The 20331-nt window shown below is 62.4% G+C and carries 23 protein-coding genes, 1 other RNA gene and 1 riboswitch; of the genes, 13 read left to right on the top strand and 11 right to left on the bottom strand.

Annotated features, from left to right (window positions below; translation table 11 throughout):
- The 10 genes from QF015_RS10020 (at position 1) to QF015_RS09975 (ending at position 8110) form a co-directional block, all read left to right on the top strand.
- Positions 1 to 426 (top strand): TadE family protein, encoded by a 426-nt coding sequence (locus QF015_RS10020; RefSeq protein WP_429388704.1) that lies wholly within the window; start codon positions 1 to 3, stop codon positions 424 to 426.
- Between the two features lie 124 nt (positions 427 to 550).
- The gene (locus QF015_RS10015; RefSeq protein WP_429388703.1) at positions 551 to 943 is read left to right on the top strand and encodes a hypothetical protein; all 393 of its coding nucleotides are present in this window, start codon (positions 551 to 553) and stop codon (positions 941 to 943) included.
- Positions 940 to 1413 (top strand): pilus assembly protein TadG-related protein, encoded by a 474-nt coding sequence (locus tag QF015_RS10010; protein ID WP_429388701.1) that lies wholly within the window; start codon positions 940 to 942, stop codon positions 1411 to 1413. The genes QF015_RS10015 and QF015_RS10010 overlap by 4 nt, the downstream gene beginning before the upstream one ends.
- 66 nt (positions 1414 to 1479) lie before the next feature.
- Positions 1480 to 2598 carry a peptide chain release factor 2 gene (prfB, locus tag QF015_RS10005; RefSeq protein ID WP_017198502.1) on the top strand — a complete coding sequence of 373 codons (1119 nt, stop codon included), beginning with the start codon at positions 1480 to 1482 and terminating at the stop codon, positions 2596 to 2598.
- Between the two features lie 195 nt (positions 2599 to 2793).
- Complete coding sequence (ftsE, locus tag QF015_RS10000; protein WP_310208981.1) at positions 2794 to 3558, top strand: cell division ATP-binding protein FtsE; 765 nt, start codon at positions 2794 to 2796, stop codon at positions 3556 to 3558.
- Positions 3555 to 4469, top strand: a complete 915-nt coding sequence (gene ftsX / locus QF015_RS09995) for a permease-like cell division protein FtsX (protein ID WP_310208979.1) — start codon at positions 3555 to 3557, stop codon at positions 4467 to 4469. The genes ftsE and ftsX overlap by 4 nt, the downstream gene beginning before the upstream one ends.
- Before the next feature lie 55 nt (positions 4470 to 4524).
- Positions 4525 to 5940, top strand: a complete 1416-nt coding sequence (locus QF015_RS09990) for a peptidoglycan DD-metalloendopeptidase family protein (RefSeq protein ID WP_310208977.1) — start codon at positions 4525 to 4527, stop codon at positions 5938 to 5940.
- A gap of 77 nt (positions 5941 to 6017) precedes the next feature.
- Positions 6018 to 6488, top strand: coding sequence for an SsrA-binding protein SmpB (gene smpB / locus QF015_RS09985; protein ID WP_017198498.1), 471 nt, complete (start codon positions 6018 to 6020; stop codon positions 6486 to 6488).
- Positions 6489 to 6601: 113 nt separating this feature from the next.
- Positions 6602 to 6970, top strand: a transfer-messenger RNA (tmRNA) gene (gene ssrA, locus QF015_RS09980).
- Between the two features lie 156 nt (positions 6971 to 7126).
- A complete protein-coding gene (locus QF015_RS09975; RefSeq protein WP_310208973.1) occupies positions 7127 to 8110 on the top strand; it encodes a S1C family serine protease in 984 nt (327 codons plus the stop codon).
- 22 nt (positions 8111 to 8132) lie between these two features.
- On the opposite strand, the gene QF015_RS09970 is transcribed toward QF015_RS09975, so the two are convergent.
- Positions 8133 to 8462: a hypothetical protein gene (locus QF015_RS09970; RefSeq protein WP_310209274.1), complete on the bottom strand. Its 330-nt coding sequence runs from the start codon at positions 8460 to 8462 to the stop codon at positions 8133 to 8135.
- An 82-nt stretch (positions 8463 to 8544) separates the two neighbouring features.
- Here QF015_RS09970 and QF015_RS09965 point away from each other — a divergent pair, with 82 nt between their 5' ends.
- Positions 8545 to 9993, top strand: a complete 1449-nt coding sequence (locus QF015_RS09965; RefSeq protein ID WP_397337319.1) for an MFS transporter — start codon at positions 8545 to 8547, stop codon at positions 9991 to 9993.
- A gap of 18 nt (positions 9994 to 10011) precedes the next feature.
- Here QF015_RS09965 and QF015_RS09960 read toward each other — a convergent pair whose 3' ends face one another.
- The 7 genes from QF015_RS09960 to QF015_RS09930 all read right to left on the bottom strand — a co-directional run bounded on the left by QF015_RS09960 (position 10012) and on the right by QF015_RS09930 (position 17350).
- Positions 10012 to 10725 (bottom strand): metal-dependent transcriptional regulator, encoded by a 714-nt coding sequence (locus tag QF015_RS09960; RefSeq protein WP_310208969.1) that lies wholly within the window; start codon positions 10723 to 10725, stop codon positions 10012 to 10014.
- A 9-nt stretch (positions 10726 to 10734) separates the two neighbouring features.
- On the bottom strand, positions 10735 to 11559 hold the full coding sequence (locus QF015_RS09955) for a class I SAM-dependent methyltransferase (protein ID WP_429388994.1): 825 nt from the start codon (positions 11557 to 11559) through the stop codon (positions 10735 to 10737).
- A gap of 171 nt (positions 11560 to 11730) precedes the next feature.
- Positions 11731 to 13140, bottom strand: a complete 1410-nt coding sequence (locus QF015_RS09950) for an aminotransferase class V-fold PLP-dependent enzyme (protein ID WP_429388696.1) — start codon at positions 13138 to 13140, stop codon at positions 11731 to 11733.
- 32 nt (positions 13141 to 13172) lie between these two features.
- A riboswitch (SAM riboswitch) is annotated at positions 13173 to 13286 on the bottom strand.
- 183 nt (positions 13287 to 13469) lie between these two features.
- Entirely contained in the window at positions 13470 to 14282 is an 813-nt protein-coding gene (gene hisN, locus QF015_RS09945) for a histidinol-phosphatase (protein WP_429388694.1), read from the bottom strand.
- 54 nt (positions 14283 to 14336) lie between these two features.
- Entirely contained in the window at positions 14337 to 15452 is a 1116-nt protein-coding gene (gene rsgA, locus QF015_RS09940; protein WP_310208963.1) for a ribosome small subunit-dependent GTPase A, read from the bottom strand.
- 2 nt (positions 15453 to 15454) lie between these two features.
- Positions 15455 to 16828, bottom strand: coding sequence for a 3-phosphoshikimate 1-carboxyvinyltransferase (aroA, locus tag QF015_RS09935; protein ID WP_310208960.1), 1374 nt, complete (start codon positions 16826 to 16828; stop codon positions 15455 to 15457).
- A gap of 6 nt (positions 16829 to 16834) precedes the next feature.
- Complete coding sequence (locus QF015_RS09930) at positions 16835 to 17350, bottom strand: DoxX family membrane protein (protein WP_310208959.1); 516 nt, start codon at positions 17348 to 17350, stop codon at positions 16835 to 16837.
- A gap of 181 nt (positions 17351 to 17531) precedes the next feature.
- On the opposite strand from QF015_RS09930, the gene QF015_RS09925 reads away from it, so the two are divergent.
- Entirely contained in the window at positions 17532 to 18326 is a 795-nt protein-coding gene (locus tag QF015_RS09925) for a sigma-70 family RNA polymerase sigma factor (protein WP_310208957.1), read from the top strand.
- A complete protein-coding gene (gene rsrA / locus QF015_RS09920; RefSeq protein ID WP_310208956.1) occupies positions 18323 to 18583 on the top strand; it encodes a mycothiol system anti-sigma-R factor in 261 nt (86 codons plus the stop codon). The genes QF015_RS09925 and rsrA overlap by 4 nt, the downstream gene beginning before the upstream one ends.
- 88 nt (positions 18584 to 18671) lie before the next feature.
- Here the strand turns inward: rsrA and QF015_RS09915 are convergent, their stop codons facing one another.
- The 3 genes from QF015_RS09915 to QF015_RS09905 all read right to left on the bottom strand — a co-directional run bounded on the left by QF015_RS09915 (position 18672) and on the right by QF015_RS09905 (position 20322).
- Positions 18672 to 18746 (bottom strand): 50S ribosomal protein bL37, encoded by a 75-nt coding sequence (locus tag QF015_RS09915; RefSeq protein ID WP_369299106.1) that lies wholly within the window; start codon positions 18744 to 18746, stop codon positions 18672 to 18674.
- Positions 18747 to 18859: 113 nt separating this feature from the next.
- Positions 18860 to 19474, bottom strand: coding sequence for a PadR family transcriptional regulator (locus tag QF015_RS09910; RefSeq protein ID WP_310208954.1), 615 nt, complete (start codon positions 19472 to 19474; stop codon positions 18860 to 18862).
- Complete coding sequence (locus tag QF015_RS09905; RefSeq protein WP_429388690.1) at positions 19474 to 20322, bottom strand: DUF4097 family beta strand repeat-containing protein; 849 nt, start codon at positions 20320 to 20322, stop codon at positions 19474 to 19476. The genes QF015_RS09910 and QF015_RS09905 overlap by 1 nt, the downstream gene beginning before the upstream one ends.
- Positions 20323 to 20331 lie beyond the last annotated feature (9 nt).

Genomic DNA, 20331 nt, shown 5'->3' with positions numbered 1-20331 from the left:
ATGCGGCCGGATCACCCCGGCGCACGTCGGGCGCTTTCCCAGCAGAGGAGGACCATCGTCGAGGAACGGGGGTCCGCCGTCGTCGACTTTGTACTGGTCGGTGCACTGTTGACGCTGTTCTTTATGGCGATCGTCCAGCTCACGCTGGTGCTGCATGTCCGGAACACCCTGATCGATGCCGCTGCCTCAGGGGCAGGATATGGAGCACTTGCAGACCGCACCGCGGCGGATGCCCGGGCCAGAACCGCGGAGCTGATCCGTACCTCCCTCAACAGCGAATTTTCAGGAGACATTGTTTCTGCCGATGTCATCGTGGACGGAATCCCTACCTTGGAGGTGACGGTCAAGGCGCCGTTGCCGGTTGTCGGGTTGATCGGTCCCAGCGGTCTGCTGGAGGTGAAAGGGCATGCGGCCCTCTCAAGCTAGCCCAGGCAAGAAGCTGTTGAATGCCGTATGCCAAAGGATGCGCGAGGCGTTGTGCCTGCCGGCAGGGCCGGCAAACCAGTTCGGGCCAGGCCAGGGCGAATCGAACGCGCAAAGGGGCAGTGCGGTGGTCGAGTTTGCTTTCCTCGCGGTGTTGCTCATGGTTCCCGTGGTCTACTTCGTGGTGACCATGGGCCAGATCCAAGGCGGCTCATTCGCAGTGGTTGGGGCTGCTGACCAGGCCGCTAAGGTCTTTGTGGCCCGTGGGAACCTGGCCGACGCGAGGACTGCTGCGGAGCGCACTGTCCTCCTCGCGTATAGGGACTATGGGCGCCCCCAGGACCAAGCCCGGGTAGAGATCTCATGCGACCACGCGGACTGCTTATCAGCAGGGGCCAAGGTGACAGTCGCGGTCGCCTTGGATGTTCCTTTGCCGTTGATGCCTTTCGGAGACTCACTGCACGTGAAGGCCGCCCACCTGAGTGCGTCGGCTACGCAGGTCGTGGGACGTTTTCGATGAAACCGCCGTATCCCGCCGGTGAACCGTGTCCCGCCGCTAACGCACGCGAAGACGGCCAGATCGCCGTTCTTGTTATTGGCTTCGTTGTTCTGGCCCTTCTTTTGGTCACCGTGGTCACTGCCGTCTCTGCGGTTTACCTGGAGCACAAGAAGCTGTTGTCCCTGGCAGACGGAGCCGCACTGGCGGCTGCGGACTCGTTCATGGTGGGGGATATGGGAACAACGAGTCAGCCCGCCACCCCCTTGGTGGACGAGCGCGTGCGGGCAGCGGCTGGCTCTTACCTGGTCGGCAGCGACGCCTATACCCGCCACGATCATCTGGTGGTTGCGGCAGGTACAGGCAGCGAATCCGGCGGTACGGCGGTAGTGGTCCTGGCTGCGGTGGCTCATCCTCCCGTGATCAGCTTCCTGCTGCCCGAGGGGATACCTCTTGAGGCCAGGTCCGTAGCCCGGTCGTCCCTGACGCAGTGACGTTCCGGCATGCAGCAGTCCATTGCCGTCGGGGGAGGGCGACGAATAGCGTACGCTGGGATGACCATGGCTGAAATAGATTTTCCCGCAGAAATCCGCGCACTTCGCGCAACTTACAGCTCCATCGAGAACGTCACCGATGTTGATGCACTAAAAGCTGAGATCGCTGAGTTGAGCGAGCAGGCCGGAGCCCCGGACCTTTGGGATGACCCGGCTTCAGCCCAGGTGATCACGTCCAGGTTGTCGCACCGCCAGTCCGAAGTCGAGCGGCTTTCGAAGCTTGCTTCCCGGATTGACGACCTCGAAGTCCTGGTGGAACTCGGCCAGGACGAGGGCGACGAGGACTCCATGGCGGAGGCAGCGAAAGAACTGTCGTCCATCCGCAAAGCTTTGGCGGAACTCGAAATCACCACTCTCCTGTCCGGTGAATACGACGAACGCGAAGCCGTTGTCACTATCCGCGCCGGTGCCGGCGGCGTCGATGCCGCCGACTTCGCCGAGATGCTGATGCGGATGTACCTTCGCTGGGCAGAACGCCACGGGTACCCGACCACCGTGATGGACACGTCCTACGCCGAGGAGGCAGGGCTGAAGTCCGCCACTTTCGAAGTGAAGGCGCCGTACGCGTTCGGAACCCTGAGCGTTGAAGCAGGCACGCACCGGCTGGTCCGCATCAGCCCCTTCGACAACCAGGGGCGTCGGCAGACATCCTTTGCGGCAGTCGAAGTTATTCCGTTGATCGAACAGACGGACTCGATCGAAATTCCCGACAACGAGATCCGCGTTGACGTGTTCCGCTCCTCCGGCCCGGGCGGCCAGTCGGTCAACACCACCGACTCTGCGGTGCGGTTGACACACATTCCTACCGGCATCGTGGTCTCGATGCAGAATGAAAAGTCCCAACTCCAGAACCGGGCAGCGGCCATGCGTGTGCTTCAGTCGCGCCTGCTGCTGGTTAAGAAGGAACAACAGGACGCCGAAAAGAAGGCCCTGGCCGGGGACGTCAAAGCGTCCTGGGGTGACCAGATGCGTTCCTACGTCCTGAATCCTTACCAGATGGTCAAGGACCTGCGAACGGAACATGAAGTGGGAAACACCTCGGCAGTGCTGGATGGCGACATTGATGATTTCATCGACGCCGGGATTCGTTGGCGCACAGGCAACCGCAACGCCGCCGCCAACTAACGCCGCTGCCAACTCAAGGCTGAAACCCGGGAACTGACACTCCGGATTACGCGACACGCCCTCCAAAGCCCCGTAATACCGGCCTGCCCGTGCGTATAGTCGAGTGGCCGGTGCTCTCACTTCCCCCATCGAAAGCCCGCGCTCCGGCTGTTGGACTGGGCAACTATGTCATGTCCGGCGGGGTACAAAAGGGCCATGATCAGTTTCGAGAATGTCACCAAGGTATACGAGCAGAATGCCCGACCGGCGCTCGACTCTGTCAGCCTTGAGATCAACCGCGGCGAATTCACCTTCCTGGTGGGCGCGTCCGGTTCAGGCAAGTCAACTTTTCTCCGATTGATCCTGAAGGAAGACAAAGCCTCCTCCGGATCCGTGTATGTCGCCGGCCAGAATGTTGCCAACATTTCCAGCTGGCGGGTACCCAAGCTCCGCCGCGGTATCGGCGTCGTCTTCCAGGACTTCCGCCTGCTCCCGCAGAAGAACGTCTTCGCCAACGTTGCGTTCGCGATGCAGGTCATCGGCAAGAGCCGCTCGATCATCCGCGAAACAGTTCCTGAAGTCCTGAAGACTGTCGGCCTGGAGGGCAAGGAGCGCCGCATGCCCCACGAGCTGTCCGGTGGCGAGCAGCAGCGCGTGGCGATCGCCCGTGCCGTCGTGAACCGTCCCGGCATCCTGCTGGCGGACGAGCCAACCGGAAACCTGGACCCCATCACGTCGATGGGGATCATGGGGGTCCTGGACAAGATCAACCAGAACGGCACCACGGTAGTCATGGCAACCCACGACGACGACATCGTCAACGAGATGCGCCGCCGCGTGGTGGAGCTCAAGAACGGCAAGGTCATTCGTGACGAAGCCAAGGCACTTTATACGTCGATGATTCCGGTGGTTGGCGAATCGCGCCGGCTGCGGGATGCCAGCGGCGAAGAACTTAACCGTGCACAGGGGGCACAGCTGTGAGGCTTCTGTTTATCCTGGGGGAAATCGGCAGTGGCCTGCGCCGGAACCTCTCGATGGTCATTTCCGTGGTGCTGGTGACCTTCGTGTCCCTCACCTTCGTGGGTGCGGCTGGAATGTTGCAGATGCAGATCAACCAGATGAAGGGCTACTGGTACGACAAAGTCCAGGTCGCTGTCTTCCTCTGCAACGACGGCTCGACGGCGGTCGGTTGCGCTTCAGGGCCGGCCACCAAGGAGCAGCAGGCCAACCTTCAAGCCATGCTGGAGTCCCCGGCCGTCAAGCAGTACATCAACGATTTCCAATTCGAATCACAAGCTGAGGCGTACACACACTTCAAAGAACAGTTCTCCAATTCCCCAATCGTGGACTCGGTGTCTGAGGACCAGTTGCCGGCCTCGTTCCGGATCAACATGAAGAATCCGGAGAAGTACCAGATCATCAGCGAGACGTTCTCCTCCCAGCCCGGAGTGGAGACGGTCAGTGACCAGAGACAGGTGCTGGAACGTATCTTCTCCTGGATGAACGGGGCGTCGGTTGCGGCGATGGGCGTGGCCGCAGTCATGATCTTCTGTGCGGTCCTGCTGATCACCACCACCATCCGGCTTTCTGCCTTCAGCCGACGGCGGGAAACAGGGATCATGCGGCTCGTCGGCGCCTCCAAGACGGTCATCCAACTGCCCTTCATCCTGGAAGGAGTCATCGCTGCCGTCGTGGGGGCGGTGCTGGCGTCCGTCACGCTCTGGCTCATGGCTCACTTCTGGTTGAATGGCGAGCTGTCGACGCAGTTCCTCAATACCCCCTTTATTTCATCTACCCAGGTGCTGGTGATCGCGCCCGTGCTCATTGCCCTGGGCGCAGGTCTTGCCGGGATATCCTCACTGTTGACCCTCCGGCGTTACCTGAAGGTCTAGCGATGAATCCCCGGACCGGCCGAACAATCATGCTGACAATCGAAAAGGACTCCTGATGACCACGTTGGACCCGAACTCCATGCGTCGGCGCTTCGCGTCGGGCAATGCTCGGATTCTGGGTGCCGTTCTGGCTGTGGGTCTGGCTGTCAGTCTCCTGTCAGGCGCCCCCGCGGCCCAGGCCGACAATCTTGAAGACCAGCAAGCCGCACTGGAAGCTGAAGCTGCACGGGTCCAGGCATCCCTCGAATTTGTTGATGCGAACATCGCCAAGGCCGCCGGTGACCTGGTGATCTACCAGGGCCGCCTTCCCGGTGCGCAGCAGGCTTTGCTGGAAGCCCAGGGGCGGGTAGCGAGCGCGGTCAAGGAAGTTGAGGCGTTGGCGGCCAGGGTTGAATTGGCCCAGCAGAACAAAGCCAAGATCACCGAGCAGTTGGAAAGTGACAAGCAGAAGATCACTGATACCAAGAAGCTGATCGGCCAGATTGCTTCCCAGGCCTACAAGTCCGGTGGCGTCCCCACCAACGTTGCGCTGCTGTTTGGTTCCAGTGAGTCCGGCAACCTCACCGAGTCCATGGATCTGGCTGACCAAGCCATGCGCAGCCAGAACGCCGCCATGACCAAGCTGACCCAGCAGAACGCCACGAACGTCAATTCCCAGGCACGGCTTGTAGCTGTCGAAGAAGAAATCCAGGACCTGAAGGCGAAAGCGGATGCTGCCCTTGACCGGGAGAAATCTGCCCGGGACGAGGCAGCAAACAAGAAGGCTGAAGTCGATAAGCTGATCGAAGACACCACCCGCCTCAACGGACAACTCCAGGCTGCCAAGCCCGGAATCGAAGCCAACCTGGCCCGGGTGAAGTCTGAGCAGGACACCGTGGCCGCTGAAATCGTTGAGCGCGACCGGAAACTCAGGGAAGCCTGGGAAGCAGAGCAGCGCCGTCTTGCGGAAGAAGCCGCAGCCGCAGCAGCAGCCGCCGCAGCGTCGCAGGGACGGCCGGCACCTCCGGAACAGCCGTATGTTCCGCCTGCAGCGGGTTCCCCGTCTGCCTTCGGTTTGCGGCACCCCTTCGCAAGCTACGTGCCCATCACGTCCGGATTCGGATGGCGTGCAACCCCACCCGGCACCATTGATTTCTACGGTACCGGCGGCTATATGCACACCGGCATCGACTTCGGTGCAGCCTGCGGCACCCCTGTTTATGCGGCAGCGGCAGGCGAGGTCTTCAACTCCGGATGGAATTCCGCCGATGGCGGTGGCTGGCGCGTGAAGTTGTCCCATGGCGTGGTGCAGGGTAATTCGCTGACCACCATCTACTACCACAACAGCAGCATCGTGGTGGCCAATGGTCAGCGGGTCTCGGCAGGCCAGCTCATTGCCTATTCCGGGAGTACTGGTAACTCAACGGGCTGCCACGCGCACTTCGAAACGTGGCTGAACGGCTCCGCAGTAGATCCCATGAACCTTCTCTAGAACGTGGGGGAGTGCACGGCACGCCCCCGACGCTGGCGTACACTAGTTGAAATCCGCATCTAACAAGGAGTTCTACCGTGCCCAAGGAAAGTGGCCGTAAGGTAGTGGCCACCAATCGGAAGGCCCGGCACAACTACCATGTCCTGGACACCTATGAGGCCGGCATTGCCCTCATGGGAACAGAAGTAAAGTCCCTCCGTGAGGGCCATGCCTCCATGGTGGACGGCTTCTGCACCTTCTACAACGACGAGTTGTGGATGGAAGGTATCCACATCCCCGAGTACCACCAGGGGAGCTGGACCAACCATGCCGCGCGCCGCCGTCGTAAGCTGTTGCTTCATCGCGACGAACTGGACAAAATTTCGCAGAAGATCCGCGAGTCCGGTTTCACCGTGGTACCGCTTCAGCTCTATTTCCTGGACGGCAGGGCCAAGGTGGAAATCGCCATCGCCCGCGGTAAGAAGGACTACGACAAGCGCCAAACGCTTCGTGAGCAGCAGGACAAGCGGGAATCACTGCGTGAGCTGCGGGAACGCAACCGCCGGTAGGCGCCACGCCCACCGCATCCGGGGAATGTTCCACTGGATGAATGCGTTATGATGGGTAGTCCGACGGGAATTCGATGACATCGATGCTCCGGTCGGGTTTGGTAACAAAATACGGGGATGATCGGTTTCGACGATGTTAGTCGCGACAGGTGAAGCGGGCCGAGGATGCAGAATTATCTCGTAAACGCTGTCTGCAAACCAATAAGTGCCGAATCTAAGCGCACTGACTTCGCTCTCGCTGCCTAAGCAGTAAGACAGTCCGTCAGCCCGGGGTTGCTATCGCCCCGGTTCCTGGCGTCATTTAGGTAGCCACTGCTGTTTGCCTTCGTCATTGAGGTAAACGGGACTTTTAGATGACTGGGCCCGGATCAGCCACCTGTTCGCAGGATGGCTGGGGCCGAGAAAATCCGACGCGAACTGCGCCCGGAGAAGCCCTGACAAAACGACATCGGACGGGGGTTCAATTCCCCCCATCTCCACCTCGGAAAGCCCTCGGATCCTCGTGATCCGGGGGCTTTTTCATGCCCTGACACGGCCGCGTTCACCCACGGCGTACCGGATGGAGGACTACCAGCAGCCGGTTGGCCGTTGAACTGGGTAAGCGCCGAACATGGCGGAGCGGTGGCGGGAGGCATGTGATGAGCACTGAGCCGGAGTTCGAACTCCAGGACCCTGAAGACGAACAGGCCCTGGACGCGTATTCCACGATTGTGGTTCGCGTGGCGGAATCAGTCACGCCCCATGTTGCAGCCATCGAGATGACCAGTACCGGACGCCGGGGCCAGACCCGCATGGGCAGTGGGTCGGCCGTCGTCTTCACCGGTGACGGGTTTATGCTGACCAACGCCCACGTCGTGGCCGGCATCCGCTCGGGCCGGGCCGTGTTTGCTGATGGCAGGCACACGGATGTGGAGTTGGTGGGGGCGGATCCTTTGTCGGACCTTGCCGTGGTCCGTGGCGTGAAGTCCACACCACCGCCGGCAACGCTGGGCAATGCCGACACCTTGAGGGTGGGCCAGCTGGTAATCGCCGTGGGCAACCCCTTGGGCCTGGCCGGATCGGTGACTGCGGGTGTGGTCAGTGGCTTGGGCAGGTCCATTCCTGTCCGGGCCGGCGAACACAGGAGGGTCATTGAAGATGTCATCCAAACGGATGCCGCGCTGAATCCCGGTAATTCCGGAGGTGCGCTGGCAGATACGCGGGGTCGCATCGTGGGCATCAACACCGCGGTGGCCGGATTGGGCCTCGGGTTGGCGGTACCGATCAACACGACGACCCAACGAATTATCGCGTCCCTGTTGAGGGACGGGCGCGTGCACCGCGCGTACTTGGGGCTGGTGAGTACGCCGATCCCATTGGATGCCAGTGCTGTAGTGCGGACAGGGCAGAAGGAGGGACTGCGCGTCGTGGAGGTGATTTCCCAATCGCCGGCGGAGCTGTCCGGACTTCAACCGGGGGACGTGGTGCTGCGGGCACAGGGGAGGGCAGTGTCCAGTGCCGAGAGCCTCCAGAAGCTGCTGTTCGAGGAAGCCATTGGGCAACCTTTCCCGCTGACTGTGCTCAGGGAAGGAAAGACGCTTCAGGTGGTGGCTGTTCCGTCGGAAATGAGCCAGCAGCCGTGAAACAAGCCAGCGGGAACTGAAGTTAGGCCTTGGTCTCCGGCACATCGACGACGCCCACGAAGCGACTGCCTACACCTTCGTATTCGCTGCGGACCTCGCCCAGGAAGAGCTTGGGAAGGTCACTGTTCCTGTGGGTGCCACAGTAGACGAAGGAAAAGTCCGGCCACCATTTTTTGGGACGGATCGCTTCGGAGTAGCCGCATACAGCGCAGGTGAGGTGAACCCAGACGGGTCGCTTGCCGGTCCGGTTGGCGCGGGACTGCACCAGCCAGGCCGGTGGATTGTCCTGGATCTCGCGGAGTTCTGCTTCGGAAAGCCGGGACGGAATACCGTGGCGCTGTGCCATTTCCATCGAAATATCAAGGGCCAATGCGGCATCACGTCTGCTGATCACCACTCAACGATACGGGACGTGGCGGGCGTAGGCTGTGCTCATGACTGACGCAGTGACCCTACCGCCGAGTACTCCTCTTCAGAAACGTGTGCTGGTGGTCGCGATCGTGGCGTCGTTCATCGCGATCCTGGATGGATTTGTGGTCAATCTCGCACTACCGGCCATCGGGAGGGAGCTCGGTGGCGGCCTGGTAATCCAGCAGTGGGTGGTGGACGCCTACCTGCTGACGTTGGGTGCCTTGATTCTGGTGGCTGGCTCCCTGTCCGACCATTTCGGCAGGGCAAGGATTCTTGAATGGGGCTTGGCGGGTTTTGCGGCAACGTCGGTGTTGTGTGGACTGGCGTGGTCGGGCGAAGTCCTGGTGGTGTCGCGGGCGCTCCAGGGAATTGCCGGCGCCCTTCTGGTACCGAGCTCCCTGGCCATGATCATCACCTCGTTCTCCGGGCCCGCCCAATCCAAAGCCATCGGCCAGTGGTCCGGCTGGACCAGTGCTGCCGCGATCGTGGGTCCGCTCATTGGCGGCATGGCGGTAGACCTTCTCTCCTGGCGTGTCATCTTCTTCATCAATGTCATCCCGGCAATTGCCATCTGGCCTATGCTCGCAGGCCTCCGCGCTTCCGATGCAGCGAGGGATAAGAGTAAACGCATCGACTATGTGGGAGCCTTGCTGGCCATGGTGGGCCTCGGGGGTCCTGTCTATGCCTTCATCGAGCAAGGGCGCATGGGCTGGGGTAGCCCGCAGGTGTGGGTGCCCCTGGTGGTCGGTATTGCTGCCATGGCGCTGTTCCTGGTCCATGAGGCAAGGGCTGCTGAGCCCATGTTGCCCTTGAGGCTCTTTGGCATCGGCAATTTTGCCTGGGGTAATCTCGCAACCCTTGCCATTTACGGCGCGATATCCCTCGGATTCTTTGTGTTGGGGATCTATCTGCAGCAGGTTGGCGGTATGGCAGCCACGCTGGCTGGTATTGCGCTGCTGCCGGGTACGGTCATCCTCATGCTGGGTGCCTCGTATTTCGGTGGCCTGGCGGGCAAGTATGGGCCGCGGTGGTTCATGACGGTGGGGCCGCTGCTGTGCGCGGTGGGATTCCTGATGTCGTTGTCGGTCCAGGAGCCACTGAACTATTGGACCCAGGTGTTGCCGGGGCAGATCGTCTTCGGCCTCGGTCTCGCCACACTTGTTGCGCCCTTGACGGCCGCCATTCTGGGCGCCGTGCCGCCCGAGGAAGCCGGGATCGGTTCAGCAGTGAACAACGCGGTGGCCCGCATTGCCGGGTTGATCACCATTGCCTTTGCAGGACTGATCGTGGGGCCGGTTTTTGCCCGGCAAGGCTTGTACAACGCCCTGCTGGTTACGGCGGGACTGTTCCTGATCGGGGCCTTGGCCTCCGCCGTCGGGATGAGAAACCCTGCCAAGGGGGCGTCCGCTGCTGCTGACGGCGAACCGGATGCAGCGTCCGACGACGACGGCGCGGCCGGGCAGCGTACGTGACCTTTCGCCGGGCCCGGGTCAGCGGGCGGGGAGGATGCAGCCTTCGTGGACCCCAGCGCTCTGAACCCAGAGCGCGGATGTTACTTCGTCCGCAAGATCGAACTCGCGGCCTTGGGAACCGCTTCCAATCCGAACCACCAGTGCCCCGCCGAAGGGCTTGCGTCCGACGACTTCGACCGGTGCGTCCAGGGCAATCTCTTCCGCTGCCAGGTACCTGAGGAGATCCGGGTTCTCGTCGCTGATCCTGGTGATGCGGCCCGAGTGGCCCTGGTCCAGCTCAATCATGCGGTAGGCGTGCGGCAGGTCAACGGAACCATCGGCCGAAGGGATCGGATCGCCGTGCGGGTCCCTGGCGGGATGGCCAAGTTTGGCGGACATTCGCTCGATGAACGTATCCGACACCGCATGTTCCAGCATCTCGGCCTCATCGTGGACCTCGTCCCAGCTATAGCCGAGTTCTTCCACCAAGTAGGTCTCAATCAATCGGTGGCGGCGCACCATGGCCAGGGCCAGGCGCATGCCCGCAGGAGTCAAGCGGATGGCGCTGTAGGGCTGGTGGTCCACCAAGCCCTGGTCCTTGAGCTTGCGGACCATCTCTGAAACCGATGAATTGGCCACACCCAGGCGCTGGGCAAGCTGGGAGGACGTAATGGGTTTGTCTTGCCACTCCGTGAAGGAGTAGATGACCTTGACGTAGTCCTCGATCGAGGAGGAGGGCGTACTGGTCTTCACCCTCCCAGCCTACCGCGGCCCGGCACTGTGGATCTTGAACGCCCGCCAGGTCTGCGTCACGTAGGGCAAGTGGATGGTTTCGCCAGGCTTGTGCCCGAGGTGGTCGTAGAGGTACCACTCCAGGTTGCCCATGACCTTGGCCCTGGTAGCGTCGTTGGCGCGGAGGTAGTAGCTCCGTGACTTGGTCAGCTCCATGATGTCTTCGGGCGACGATGCGTCTTCCCACTTGGTGAAGTGGCTTTCCAAGCCTGCGAACTCCGGGCCGATGACTGGCCGGAAGCCGGGCTTGTGGACGTCTCCGGCGTGCATGATGCGCGAGAGCCGGTGAACCCAGGGAACCTCAGTATCCAGTTGGTTCCAGATCAGTCCCAAGGTTCCTTGTGGCCGAAGAATCCGGGCAATTTCGGTGCTCGCCAGGAGTGGATCGCACCAATGCCAGGCCTGGGCAACACTGACGACGTCGAATGCTGAGTCCGCCAGTCCAGTTGCCTCGGCCGTCCCTTCCAGGGCAGTGACCTGTTGATGCGCCTTCCGCAATTGCTCCAGCATGTCGGCGGAAGGATCGACGGCGGCGACCTCCAGCCCCCGCGCGGCGAGGAGCGCCGTGAACTTGCCTGTCCCCGCGCCGACGTCCGCAGCTGCCTTTGCCCCTTCGGGAACCAGCCAGTCCACGGAGTCCAGCGGATATCCGGGCCGCACGCGGTCGTAGTGCTCTCCGCCGTCTTGGAAGCTCTGGCCAAATTCGTTGCGGCGGGCAGCATGCAGCTTGGGACCACGTGGTCCGGCGGGCCCCGGGATGCCGGGCTGTCCGCTCGAGGCGGCCGGAGAACGCAATGCCACGCCAAGACTCCTTCAGAGGGTCGCGAAAGATACCCTACGAATTTACCGCAGCTGCCGGACGGCCGGTCCAGGGGAACTCATCGTGCTTGGCCGAGTCCGCCGTGGCCGAGCCTTCCAGTCGAGCGTGCCGTACAGCCAACCGCGCAGTCCAGCGCGCCGCGCCTTTTAGTCGACAGTGCAGGGAGCTGCGCCTGCTGTGCCGGGAGTGTTGGGAGCCCACTCCGGGTAGCTCCGGTGATCGTTGGCGGGGACCCAACGGCCCTCGTCCACCACGTAGTCCCAGCCCAGTCCGTTGCGCTTGAGGCCTTCGATGCCTGCGAGCAGCCTTGTGGCGTCCTCCAACCGGGAGCCGACGCCGAAGCTGGCACGCAAGGAGCCGGACGGCAGCCCGAGTCGCTTGAGCAGGGGGTGGGCGCAGAAGCGGCCGTCACGGAGCCCGACGCCGTGCTCAGCAGCCAGATAAGCGGCGACCAGTCCGGCGTCGAAACCTTCCACGGAGAAGTTGACGACGCCGATGGTGTCCACGGAGTCGGTGAAGATCCGGTGAACGGTCACGCCGTCGATGGTTTCAAGACCGGACACCAAGTACGAACGGATGGCCGATTCGTGGGCGTGCCAGGCCTCTTGGTCCAGGGCGGCAAGGACCTGCGTGGCCCGGGCGAGGGTTGCGGCTCCGAGGACGTTGGGTGAGCCGCCCTCGTGGCGCGCAGGACCACTGGCCCAGCTGACCGAGTCCAGGCGTGCCTCACGTACGGCGCCGCCACCGGCCAGGTGGGGCGTCCCGGCGTCGAGCCAGTCCGGACGGCCAACCACGACACCTGCACCGAAAGGCGCGTAAAGCTTGTGACCGGAGAACACGACGTAGTCGACGTCGGCCTCGGTGATGTTGATCCGGCGGTGGGGGGCCAGTTGGGCGGCATCCACCACGATCCGGGCACCGTATTCGTGGGCCAGCGAAGCAAGTTCGGCGATGGGCAGGATTTCACCCGTGACGTTCGAGGCACCTGTCACGGCGAGCAGGCTGACCCCTCCTTGCGACAATTCCGCGCGGAGTTTGTCCACGGTGGCCGTCAGCGTTGCGGCCGCGACCACACTGCGGTGGGGGACGCCCTGCCAAGGAAGCAGATTGGCATGGTGTTCGATGTCCAGGTAAAGAACTTCCCCGGCTGGCCGTCCATCGATCTGGGGAAGGCAACCGGCCAGAAGGTTCAGTGAGTCCGTGGTGTTACGGGTGAAAATCACGGAGTCGTCGGGGCGCCCGCCGACGAACTCACGGACAATGTTCCGGGAATTTTCATAGACGGACGTGCTGATCTGGGAGGCATATCCCGCACCGCGGTGAACGCTGGCGTAATAGGGCAGGACTTCGTTGAGGTACGCGGAGACGACGGTCAGGGCCGGTGCCGATGCGCCGTAGTCGAGGTTGGCGTAGCGGACGTGTCCGCCCTGGATCAGCGGAGCCTGCAACTCGGCTCCCGTAACCGCAGCGAGCGGGCGCGTTGCGGCAGCTGACGTGGACGGGATGTCATCGGCAAAAGACGGAATGATGTTTGAGTTGAACGTGACAGTGCTCATGGGACCTCACTCAAGAGGGACCCCCATAGGGGGATCCGCGCTTGCCGCATCCGTTCCGGACCGGCCGGGTCGTCACCCGGGGCACCCCACCGCGAATGGAGGGTTGCCGGCCAGCAAACCGGGGTTTAGCGCTGGCACTCGTGACCTGTAAAAAGGTTAGGGCACCTCCGGCAGGCCTTCCAAAGCCACGTCGGATTATTAAGCACTTTGTTACGCCGGGTGGAATTTGGCCGATCAGCCGAAGAAAAAACGGCGGATGCCACATTAAGGTGGCATCCGCCGTCGAATATTCGCTGAACTGCCATCTACCGTCAGTTCGGCAGGTAACGCTAAAGGAGGTCGTCGAGGCCCGGGTTGAGTCGCTTCAGGACCTCTGAGTGCAGGATCGAGTTGGTGGCCAGGGCATTGCCCCCGAACGGTCCGTCCTCGCCTTCCAAGGAGGTAAAACGGCCGCCGGCTTCCGTCACGATGGGGACGAGGGCTGCCATGTCGTACAGATTCAACTCAGGCTCGCACGCAATGTCCACCGCACCTTCCGCCACCAGGCAGTACGACCAAAAGTCCCCGTAGGCACGCGTACGCCAGACGTCATCGGTGAGACCCAGGAACTCGTCGAAGTTTCCCCGTTCCTTCCAGCCGGTCAGGCTCGAGTAAGACATGGACGCGTCGGCCAGATTGGAAACGTTGGAGACCTTCAGGCGGGTAGCAGAAGCCAGGGACCGGCCCGTGTAGGCGCCCATGTCCTTGGCGGCCCACCACCGTTTGCACAAGGCGGGGGCACTGACGACGCCCACAACGGGTTCGCCTTCATCCACCAGTGCGATCAACGTGGCCCATACCGGAACGCCGCGGACGAAGTTCTTGGTCCCGTCGATGGGATCGATGACCCAACGGCGTGAACCGTGCCCGCTGCTGCCAAACTCCTCGCCGAGGACGGCATCGCGCGGGCGGGAGCGCGAGAGCTGTCCACGGATTGCTTCCTCCGCGGCTTTGTCCGCGTCAGTGACAGGCGTGAGGTCTGGCTTGGTTTCGATCTTCAGGTCCAGAGCCTTGAAGCGATCCATGGTCTGGGCATCGACTGAATCAGCGAGGACGTGGGCAAGGCGCAGGTCATCGTTGTAGGTGGAAACGGGATGGGTCATGCCACCAAACTATCCTGAAACGTTCGCTGCAGTGGGGACGTGAAGCCGCAACGATCAGTTGACGGTGCCCAGTTCCTTGGTCTCTTTCGCTTCCAACCGTGGGTCCGCACCCAGCAACCGGCGCAGCGACGCCAGTCTGGCTTCTCCCGAGGGTCCTGCATGGCCTTCGCGCACCCAGGGATCCAGACCGCAGTTAACGGCGGTTGCATCGTGCTTGCACCCACGTTCGCAGGCCTCCGTGCCGGGCTCAAGGTCCGGGAAGGAATGCAGGATCCGGTCCGGGTCAACGTGGGCGAGGCCAAAGGACCGGATGCCGGGAGTATCGATGATCCAGCTGCCGGCCGGAGCGTCGGCAAGTTTCAGGGCCAAAGCGGAAGAGGAAGTATGCCGACCACGGCCCGTCACGGCATTGACGCCGCCGGTGGCCCTCTCCGCACCTGTGAGGGCATTGACCATGGTGGACTTTCCTACGCCCGAGTGGCCAAGCATGACGGTTACTTTTCCGCCAAGATGGGAGCGCAGCTGGGCTACGGCGTCCCTGTCCAAACGTGCCGACAACCCGTCATCGGAGCGGGCATCAATGCCGCCTGCCCCGGAGTCCGCCGTGCGGCTGATGATCACCGGGAAATCCAGGCTGAGATAGTTGGCCAGCAATTCCGCCGGATCCTTGACGTCGGCCTTGGTGATGAGCAGCAACGGCTCGATGCCGGCGTCGTAGGCAGCGACCAGGGCGCGGTCGATGAATCCGGTGCGCGGCTCAGGGTTGGCGGCGGCCACGACGATGACCAGTTGATCGGCGTTGGCCACCACCACGCGTTCGATGGGGTCGGTGTCGTCCGCGCTGCGCCGCAGGAGCGTCCGGCGCTCCTCCACCCGGACCAGCCTTGCAAGGGTATCCGGGGCGCCGGAAACGTCCCCCACCAAAGCGACGAAGTCGCCGGGCACTACGGGGTTTCGCCGCAGTTCACGGGCGCGGGCGGCGATAATGACGCGTTCATCCGCGGAATCTTCGTCCACAATGGCCCTGTAGCGCCCGCGGTCCACGGTGATGATCCGGCCAATGACGGCATCATCATGGCTGGGCCGGTCCTTGGTACGGGGCCTTGAACCTTTTTTGTTGGGTCGTATCCGGACGTCGGACTCATCCCAGGAACGTGCATCGCGGCCCATGGTCAGTTGCTGGCCCCATCCGTACCGGGGATCGTCTCAAGCATTCGAGCCCACATCTCCGGGAACTCCGGCATGGTCTTTGACGTCGTGGCGATGTCTTCCACCTGGACGCCTTCGACGGCGAGGCCCAGGATGGCGCCCGCAGTGGCCATGCGGTGGTCGGCGTAGCTGTGGACCACTCCGGCGTGCAGGGCAGCGGGGCGGATGACCAAGCCGTCTGCGGTCTCTTCGGCGTCGCCGCCCAGGGCGTTGATTTCGGTGACAAGTGCCGCCAGCCGATCCGTCTCGTGACCACGGAGGTGGGCAATGCCGGTCAGCCGCGAGGGGCCGGCAGCAAGTGCGCACAAAGCGGCGACGGTGGGGGCGAGTTCGCTGGTTTCGTCGAAGTCGGCGCCTTTGATCGACGGGCCGCCGGTCACTGTCAGGGTCCCGTCTTCGAGCGTGACGGTTGCTCCCATGGTGGCGAGGATCGTCCTCCACATGTCCCCGACCTGGGTGGTTCCGGACGGCCAGTTGGTGATGCGGACAGTTCCTTGCGTCGCCAGTGCTGCAGCAAGGAAGGGCCCCGCGTTGGATAGATCCTGCTCGATCCTCTGGTCGAAGGCCCTGATGGGTCCGGGGGAGACCCGCCAGTGGTTGGGCACGGAGTCATCCACGGTGACCCCCACGCTGCGGAGGACCTCCACAGTCATGGTGATGTGGTCAAGGCTGGGTACCGGCTTTCCGACGTGCTCCAAGTGGAGTCCCTCGGTGAAGCGGGCGCCCACCAACAGCAAGGCGGACACGAATTGCGATGAAGCGCTGGCATCGATCACCAAGTGACCGCCCCGGACCTCGCCGGTGCCCTCCACGGTGAAAGGAAGGGCCGACGGCGTCCTGCCGCCTTCGTCTGCGACAGGGACGCCGAGGGCCATCAACGCCTCGATGATGGTACCCATGGGCCTGTTGCGGGCATGCGGATCACCGTCGAAGACGGTGGAACCCCTGCGCAACGCCGCCAGCGGGGGAACGAACCGCATGACAGTTCCTGCGAGGCCACAATCAACCGTTGCTCCGGCGCCCGCGGCGGCGGGGTCCATGGGGGTGATCTCCAGGTCCGGCCCATAGTCGCCGTCGCCCGGGACCTCGTTGACCGTGGCACCCAAGTGACGCAGGGCCTGGATCATGAGGGCGGAATCACGGGAATGAAGCGGCGCCCGCAACCGGGAGGTACCATCCGCCAAAGCAGCCAGCACGAGGAACCGGTTGGTCAACGACTTCGAACCAGGCACTGTCACTGTGGCGTTGACCGGCCCCTTGGCGTAGGGGGCCGGCCACAGGGGCAGCGAGGCAGCCGTTGTGGGTGATCCGGTGTTTGCGGCGGTGGTACCTGTCATGCTTCCTTATGCTCCAACTGCGTTGTCTACGGCCTTGCGTACAGCTTTGTCTGCCCGTTTGATCTGCTTGCCCGTCACCTTCTTGGCATCGGCGGCCAAGTGCTCGGCACGCCAGGCGATGCTCGGACGTCCGGCGGTATCCACCGAGGCGAGGAGGACTCCGCCCGTCAGTGAGATGTTCTTCAGAAGCTGGGCCTTACGTGCGCTCCGTCCCTCCTTGGTGCTGATGTCAGCTGAACGCCATTCCACGTAGGAGTTCAACGCTGACGTCACAGTCAGAACGGTCGCGGCAAAACGGGAGAGCTTGCCGAGGCCGAGCAAGGCTCCGGCCCCCAGCTGGGCGCCACCAATAAGACGCGCGAGGGTTTTCTCGTCGGTCTTGAAGGGCAGGGATTCCGATGCCCGTCGAAGGACGGGCGAGAGCTGCTTGGCGGTGTCGTCAGCGTTCCTGAGCTTGTCCAGACCTGCGACGACGAAGCTGGATGCGAGCATGGGCCGCGCGAGAAAACGGATAACAGACATGTCTTGCCTCCTGGATGGCTTGCCACACTATGTCAATGAGTGTTGTGTTCACGGGGTGCAGTCTGCTCTAGTCTTGCACCTTTGCGGAATATTTACCCAGCAGCCGCCGTTGTGAACTAGTGGTGCGGTGGAGACCGGACTGCGGCACGGTGTTGCCGCCTTGGTGAACGGAGTTGGTTTTTTGACTTTGGTTAAGGACCGTGCGGTTCTGCCGGAGCTCGGGTACGGCATGCAGCCGGATTCCCCGCAGCTGACAGTAGACTTGGCAACGATGAGCACCACGGAACCGGCCGCAGCGGCCATGTACCAGGCGGCCGGCGCGGACGACGCCGCGGCCGCACCCGACGTCGATGTCGCTACGGAGACTCCCGAGCAGCGGCGGGTGCGCTTTGAGCGCGACGCCATGCAGTATGTGGACCAGTTGTATTCGGCCGCCATGAGGATGGCACGGAACCCTTCAGATGCAGAGGACCTGGTTCAGGAGGCCTACACCAAGGCATTTTCGGCCTTCCACCAGTACAAGCCGGGAACCAACCTCAAAGCATGGCTGTACCGCATTTTGACCAACACCTACATCAACCTCTATCGCAAGCGGCAGCGTGAGCCCCTGCAGTCCAACTCGGACACCATCGAGGATTGGCAGTTGGCCAAGGCAGAGTCGCACACGTCCGCAGGGCTGAGGTCAGCGGAAACCGAGGCGCTGGACCACCTGCCCGATTCCGACGTCAAGAATGCGTTGCAGTCGATCCCGGAAGAATTCCGGCTGGCTGTCTACTTCGCAGACGTTGAGGGATACGCCTACAAGCAAATCTCGGAAATCATGAATACTCCCATCGGCACGGTCATGTCACGGTTGCACCGCGGCAGGAAGATGCTGCGGGACATGCTGGCGGACTACGCCACCGAACGGGGCTTCAGGGCCCAAACCGAAGATCAGGCCGCGGCCGGAAGCAACAATCAGGAGAAAGAGAAATGAGCGACTGCCAGGGATTGGGCGATTGCGACGATACGCGAATGCAGCGGATCTATGAATACCTCGACGGCGCATTGACCCGGGAGGACCTCAGCGAAATCAAGCAGCACTTGGACACCTGCGAGGAATGCGCTGAACAGTACGACCTCGAGTGCCTCATTCGAACCATGGTTAAGCGGTCCTGCACCGAGTCGGCACCGGAAAACCTCAAGAATTCCATTCTGGACAGGATCCACTCGATCAAGCCAGTAGAGGCCTGACCAGCTTCTGGCACCAACGCCAAGGGCCCCGGAAACCGCATGGTTTCCGGGGCCCTCGCTCTTAAGCCTGTGACACTAAGCCGCTGGCTTAGGTGTTGGGACGCTTGCCGTGGTTCGCGCCGCCGCGCTTACGGTCACGACGCTTACGTGCACGCTTGCTCATAGCTGGCCTCCTTCAATGATTGATACTCAATAGAGCTGCCCTCCAGTTTCGCACATCAAGGTGCCGCGTCGCGAACCGGGAACGGTGTGCGGCCGGCTGAACCCACCACTGCGTTAACTCCTCAGCGAATTCCTGATCGAGATGCGTGCTTGGTCCAGCACCGTACGCACGGTTTCCAGTGCCACGGGCGTCAAAGGCTGCGAAGCGCCATGCAGCCGCAACTCCACCCGGATATCGTCCCTGAATGACTGGACCATCAATTCTGCTTCCTTCAGCAAGCGCTGGCCCTCCGGAGTGTGGCCGGCGGTCCTGCTTCTGGCAGTCGCGGTGGCTGCGCTGGTGCGCGCCGCCTCTGCTGTTGCCGCCAGGTCTGCCCGCAAGCCGCGCATGTTGGTCCGGATGTCTTCGCGCAAGTTGTCGGCCAACCGTCTGACTGAGGCCGAAATGGAATTTTCGACGTCCGCCAACTCCTCACGGCGGCCATCAAGTTCGGCACGGCCGGCCTCCGTGATGAAGTACTTGGTACGGCGGCCTTCGCTCTCCGTGGCCACGAGTCCTTCTTCTTCCAACTTGCCCAAGCGTGGATAGATGGTTCCCGCGCTGGGGGAGTACGTACCACCGAACCGGTCACCCAGGGCCTTGATCACTTCGTATCCGTGTTTGGGCCCTGCTTCAAGCAACGCCAGCAAGTAAAGGCGCAGGGCGCCGTGGGCGAACACGGGAGGCATCAGAGGCCCGCCTCGCCGGGAACCTGGTGGTTGCTGTCCGTCTCCGGCGCAGACCCATGCATGATGTAGGTTTTGCCGGACACCGTGTTGGTGCGCACCAGCATGAGTCTTTCGTCCGGACCCACGATCGTGTGCACGTTGCTGCCGGGCTGGGCGTACATCTGGTCGTCAATCACCACGGTTCCGCTGGCCGACTTCGCCACGATGTCCAGGCCGACGTCATGCGGCAGCCTGATGGTCAAGTCCCCGGAGACGGAGTTGGCTCCAAGATCGTTTGTATAGTCCTGCAGATCGAAGCTGAGGTCGCCACTGACGGTGCTGGCTCGGACGTTCTTGAACGTGCCCGAAGCAGTGACCTCGCCTGAGACGCTCTTGGCGGTCAGGACGCCGTCGTGGTTCCTGGCGATGACCTCGCCGCTGACGGTGTTGACGTGCAGTTCGCCGCTGGTTCCATCCGCCATGACGGAGCCCGAGACGGTGTTCAGGCGGGTCCGTTGGCTGGTCCCGGAGACCATGCCGTCGCCGCTGACAGTTCCAGCTTCCACATCGACGCCGGACGGCAGGGCGATCCCGACCACCACGGAGTTGGTGCTGGTGTTGTTGACGGTTCCCATCAAGTTGCGGAACCAGCCTTGCGGGCCCTGCAATTGATGGCGTACTTCCAGGCGGCCGTCGACGAGCGTTACTGTCAAGGGATCGCCCGTGATCTCGGTGATTTCGATACGGACAAAAGGTTCATCGTGGGTCATGACGTCAAAGCGGCCCTTGACGATTCCCAGTTTGAGAGAGCGGACGTTGTCCACTTCGATGGTTTGCGGACTTGTCACAGTCCATAGTTCCTCAGACATGATCCCTCC

Origin of the sequence: Paenarthrobacter sp. TE4293 (genome assembly GCF_050435325.1) — a bacterium.
Lineage (GTDB): Bacteria > Actinomycetota > Actinomycetes > Actinomycetales > Micrococcaceae > Arthrobacter > Arthrobacter nitroguajacolicus_C.
The sequence above is the reverse complement of the archived record's forward strand: the minus strand, read 5'-3'. Positions and strand labels throughout refer to the sequence as shown.

Coding starts and splice junctions, on each gene's coding strand:
- QF015_RS10020 (WP_429388704.1), top strand. CDS start 1: ATGCGGCCGGATCACCCCGGCGCACGTCGGGCGCTTTCCCAGCAGAGG.
- aroA (WP_310208960.1), bottom strand. CDS start 16,828: ATGACAGGTACCACCGCCGCAAACACCGGATCACCCACAACGGCTGCC.
- QF015_RS09930 (WP_310208959.1), bottom strand. CDS start 17,350: ATGTCTGTTATCCGTTTTCTCGCGCGGCCCATGCTCGCATCCAGCTTC.
- QF015_RS09970 (WP_310209274.1), bottom strand. CDS start 8,462: ATGGAAATGGCACAGCGCCACGGTATTCCGTCCCGGCTTTCCGAAGCA.
- QF015_RS09905 (WP_429388690.1), bottom strand. CDS start 20,322: ATGTCTGAGGAACTATGGACTGTGACAAGTCCGCAAACCATCGAAGTG.
- QF015_RS09965 (WP_397337319.1), top strand. CDS start 8,545: ATGACTGACGCAGTGACCCTACCGCCGAGTACTCCTCTTCAGAAACGT.
- rsrA (WP_310208956.1), top strand. CDS start 18,323: ATGAGCGACTGCCAGGGATTGGGCGATTGCGACGATACGCGAATGCAG.
- QF015_RS09950 (WP_429388696.1), bottom strand. CDS start 13,140: ATGAGCACTGTCACGTTCAACTCAAACATCATTCCGTCTTTTGCCGAT.
- QF015_RS09975 (WP_310208973.1), top strand. CDS start 7,127: ATGAGCACTGAGCCGGAGTTCGAACTCCAGGACCCTGAAGACGAACAG.
- ftsE (WP_310208981.1), top strand. CDS start 2,794: ATGATCAGTTTCGAGAATGTCACCAAGGTATACGAGCAGAATGCCCGA.
- rsgA (WP_310208963.1), bottom strand. CDS start 15,452: ATGGGCCGCGATGCACGTTCCTGGGATGAGTCCGACGTCCGGATACGA.
- QF015_RS09990 (WP_310208977.1), top strand. CDS start 4,525: ATGACCACGTTGGACCCGAACTCCATGCGTCGGCGCTTCGCGTCGGGC.
- prfB (WP_017198502.1), top strand. CDS start 1,480: ATGGCTGAAATAGATTTTCCCGCAGAAATCCGCGCACTTCGCGCAACT.
- QF015_RS10010 (WP_429388701.1), top strand. CDS start 940: ATGAAACCGCCGTATCCCGCCGGTGAACCGTGTCCCGCCGCTAACGCA.
- QF015_RS09910 (WP_310208954.1), bottom strand. CDS start 19,474: ATGCCTCCCGTGTTCGCCCACGGCGCCCTGCGCCTTTACTTGCTGGCG.
- hisN (WP_429388694.1), bottom strand. CDS start 14,282: ATGACCCATCCCGTTTCCACCTACAACGATGACCTGCGCCTTGCCCAC.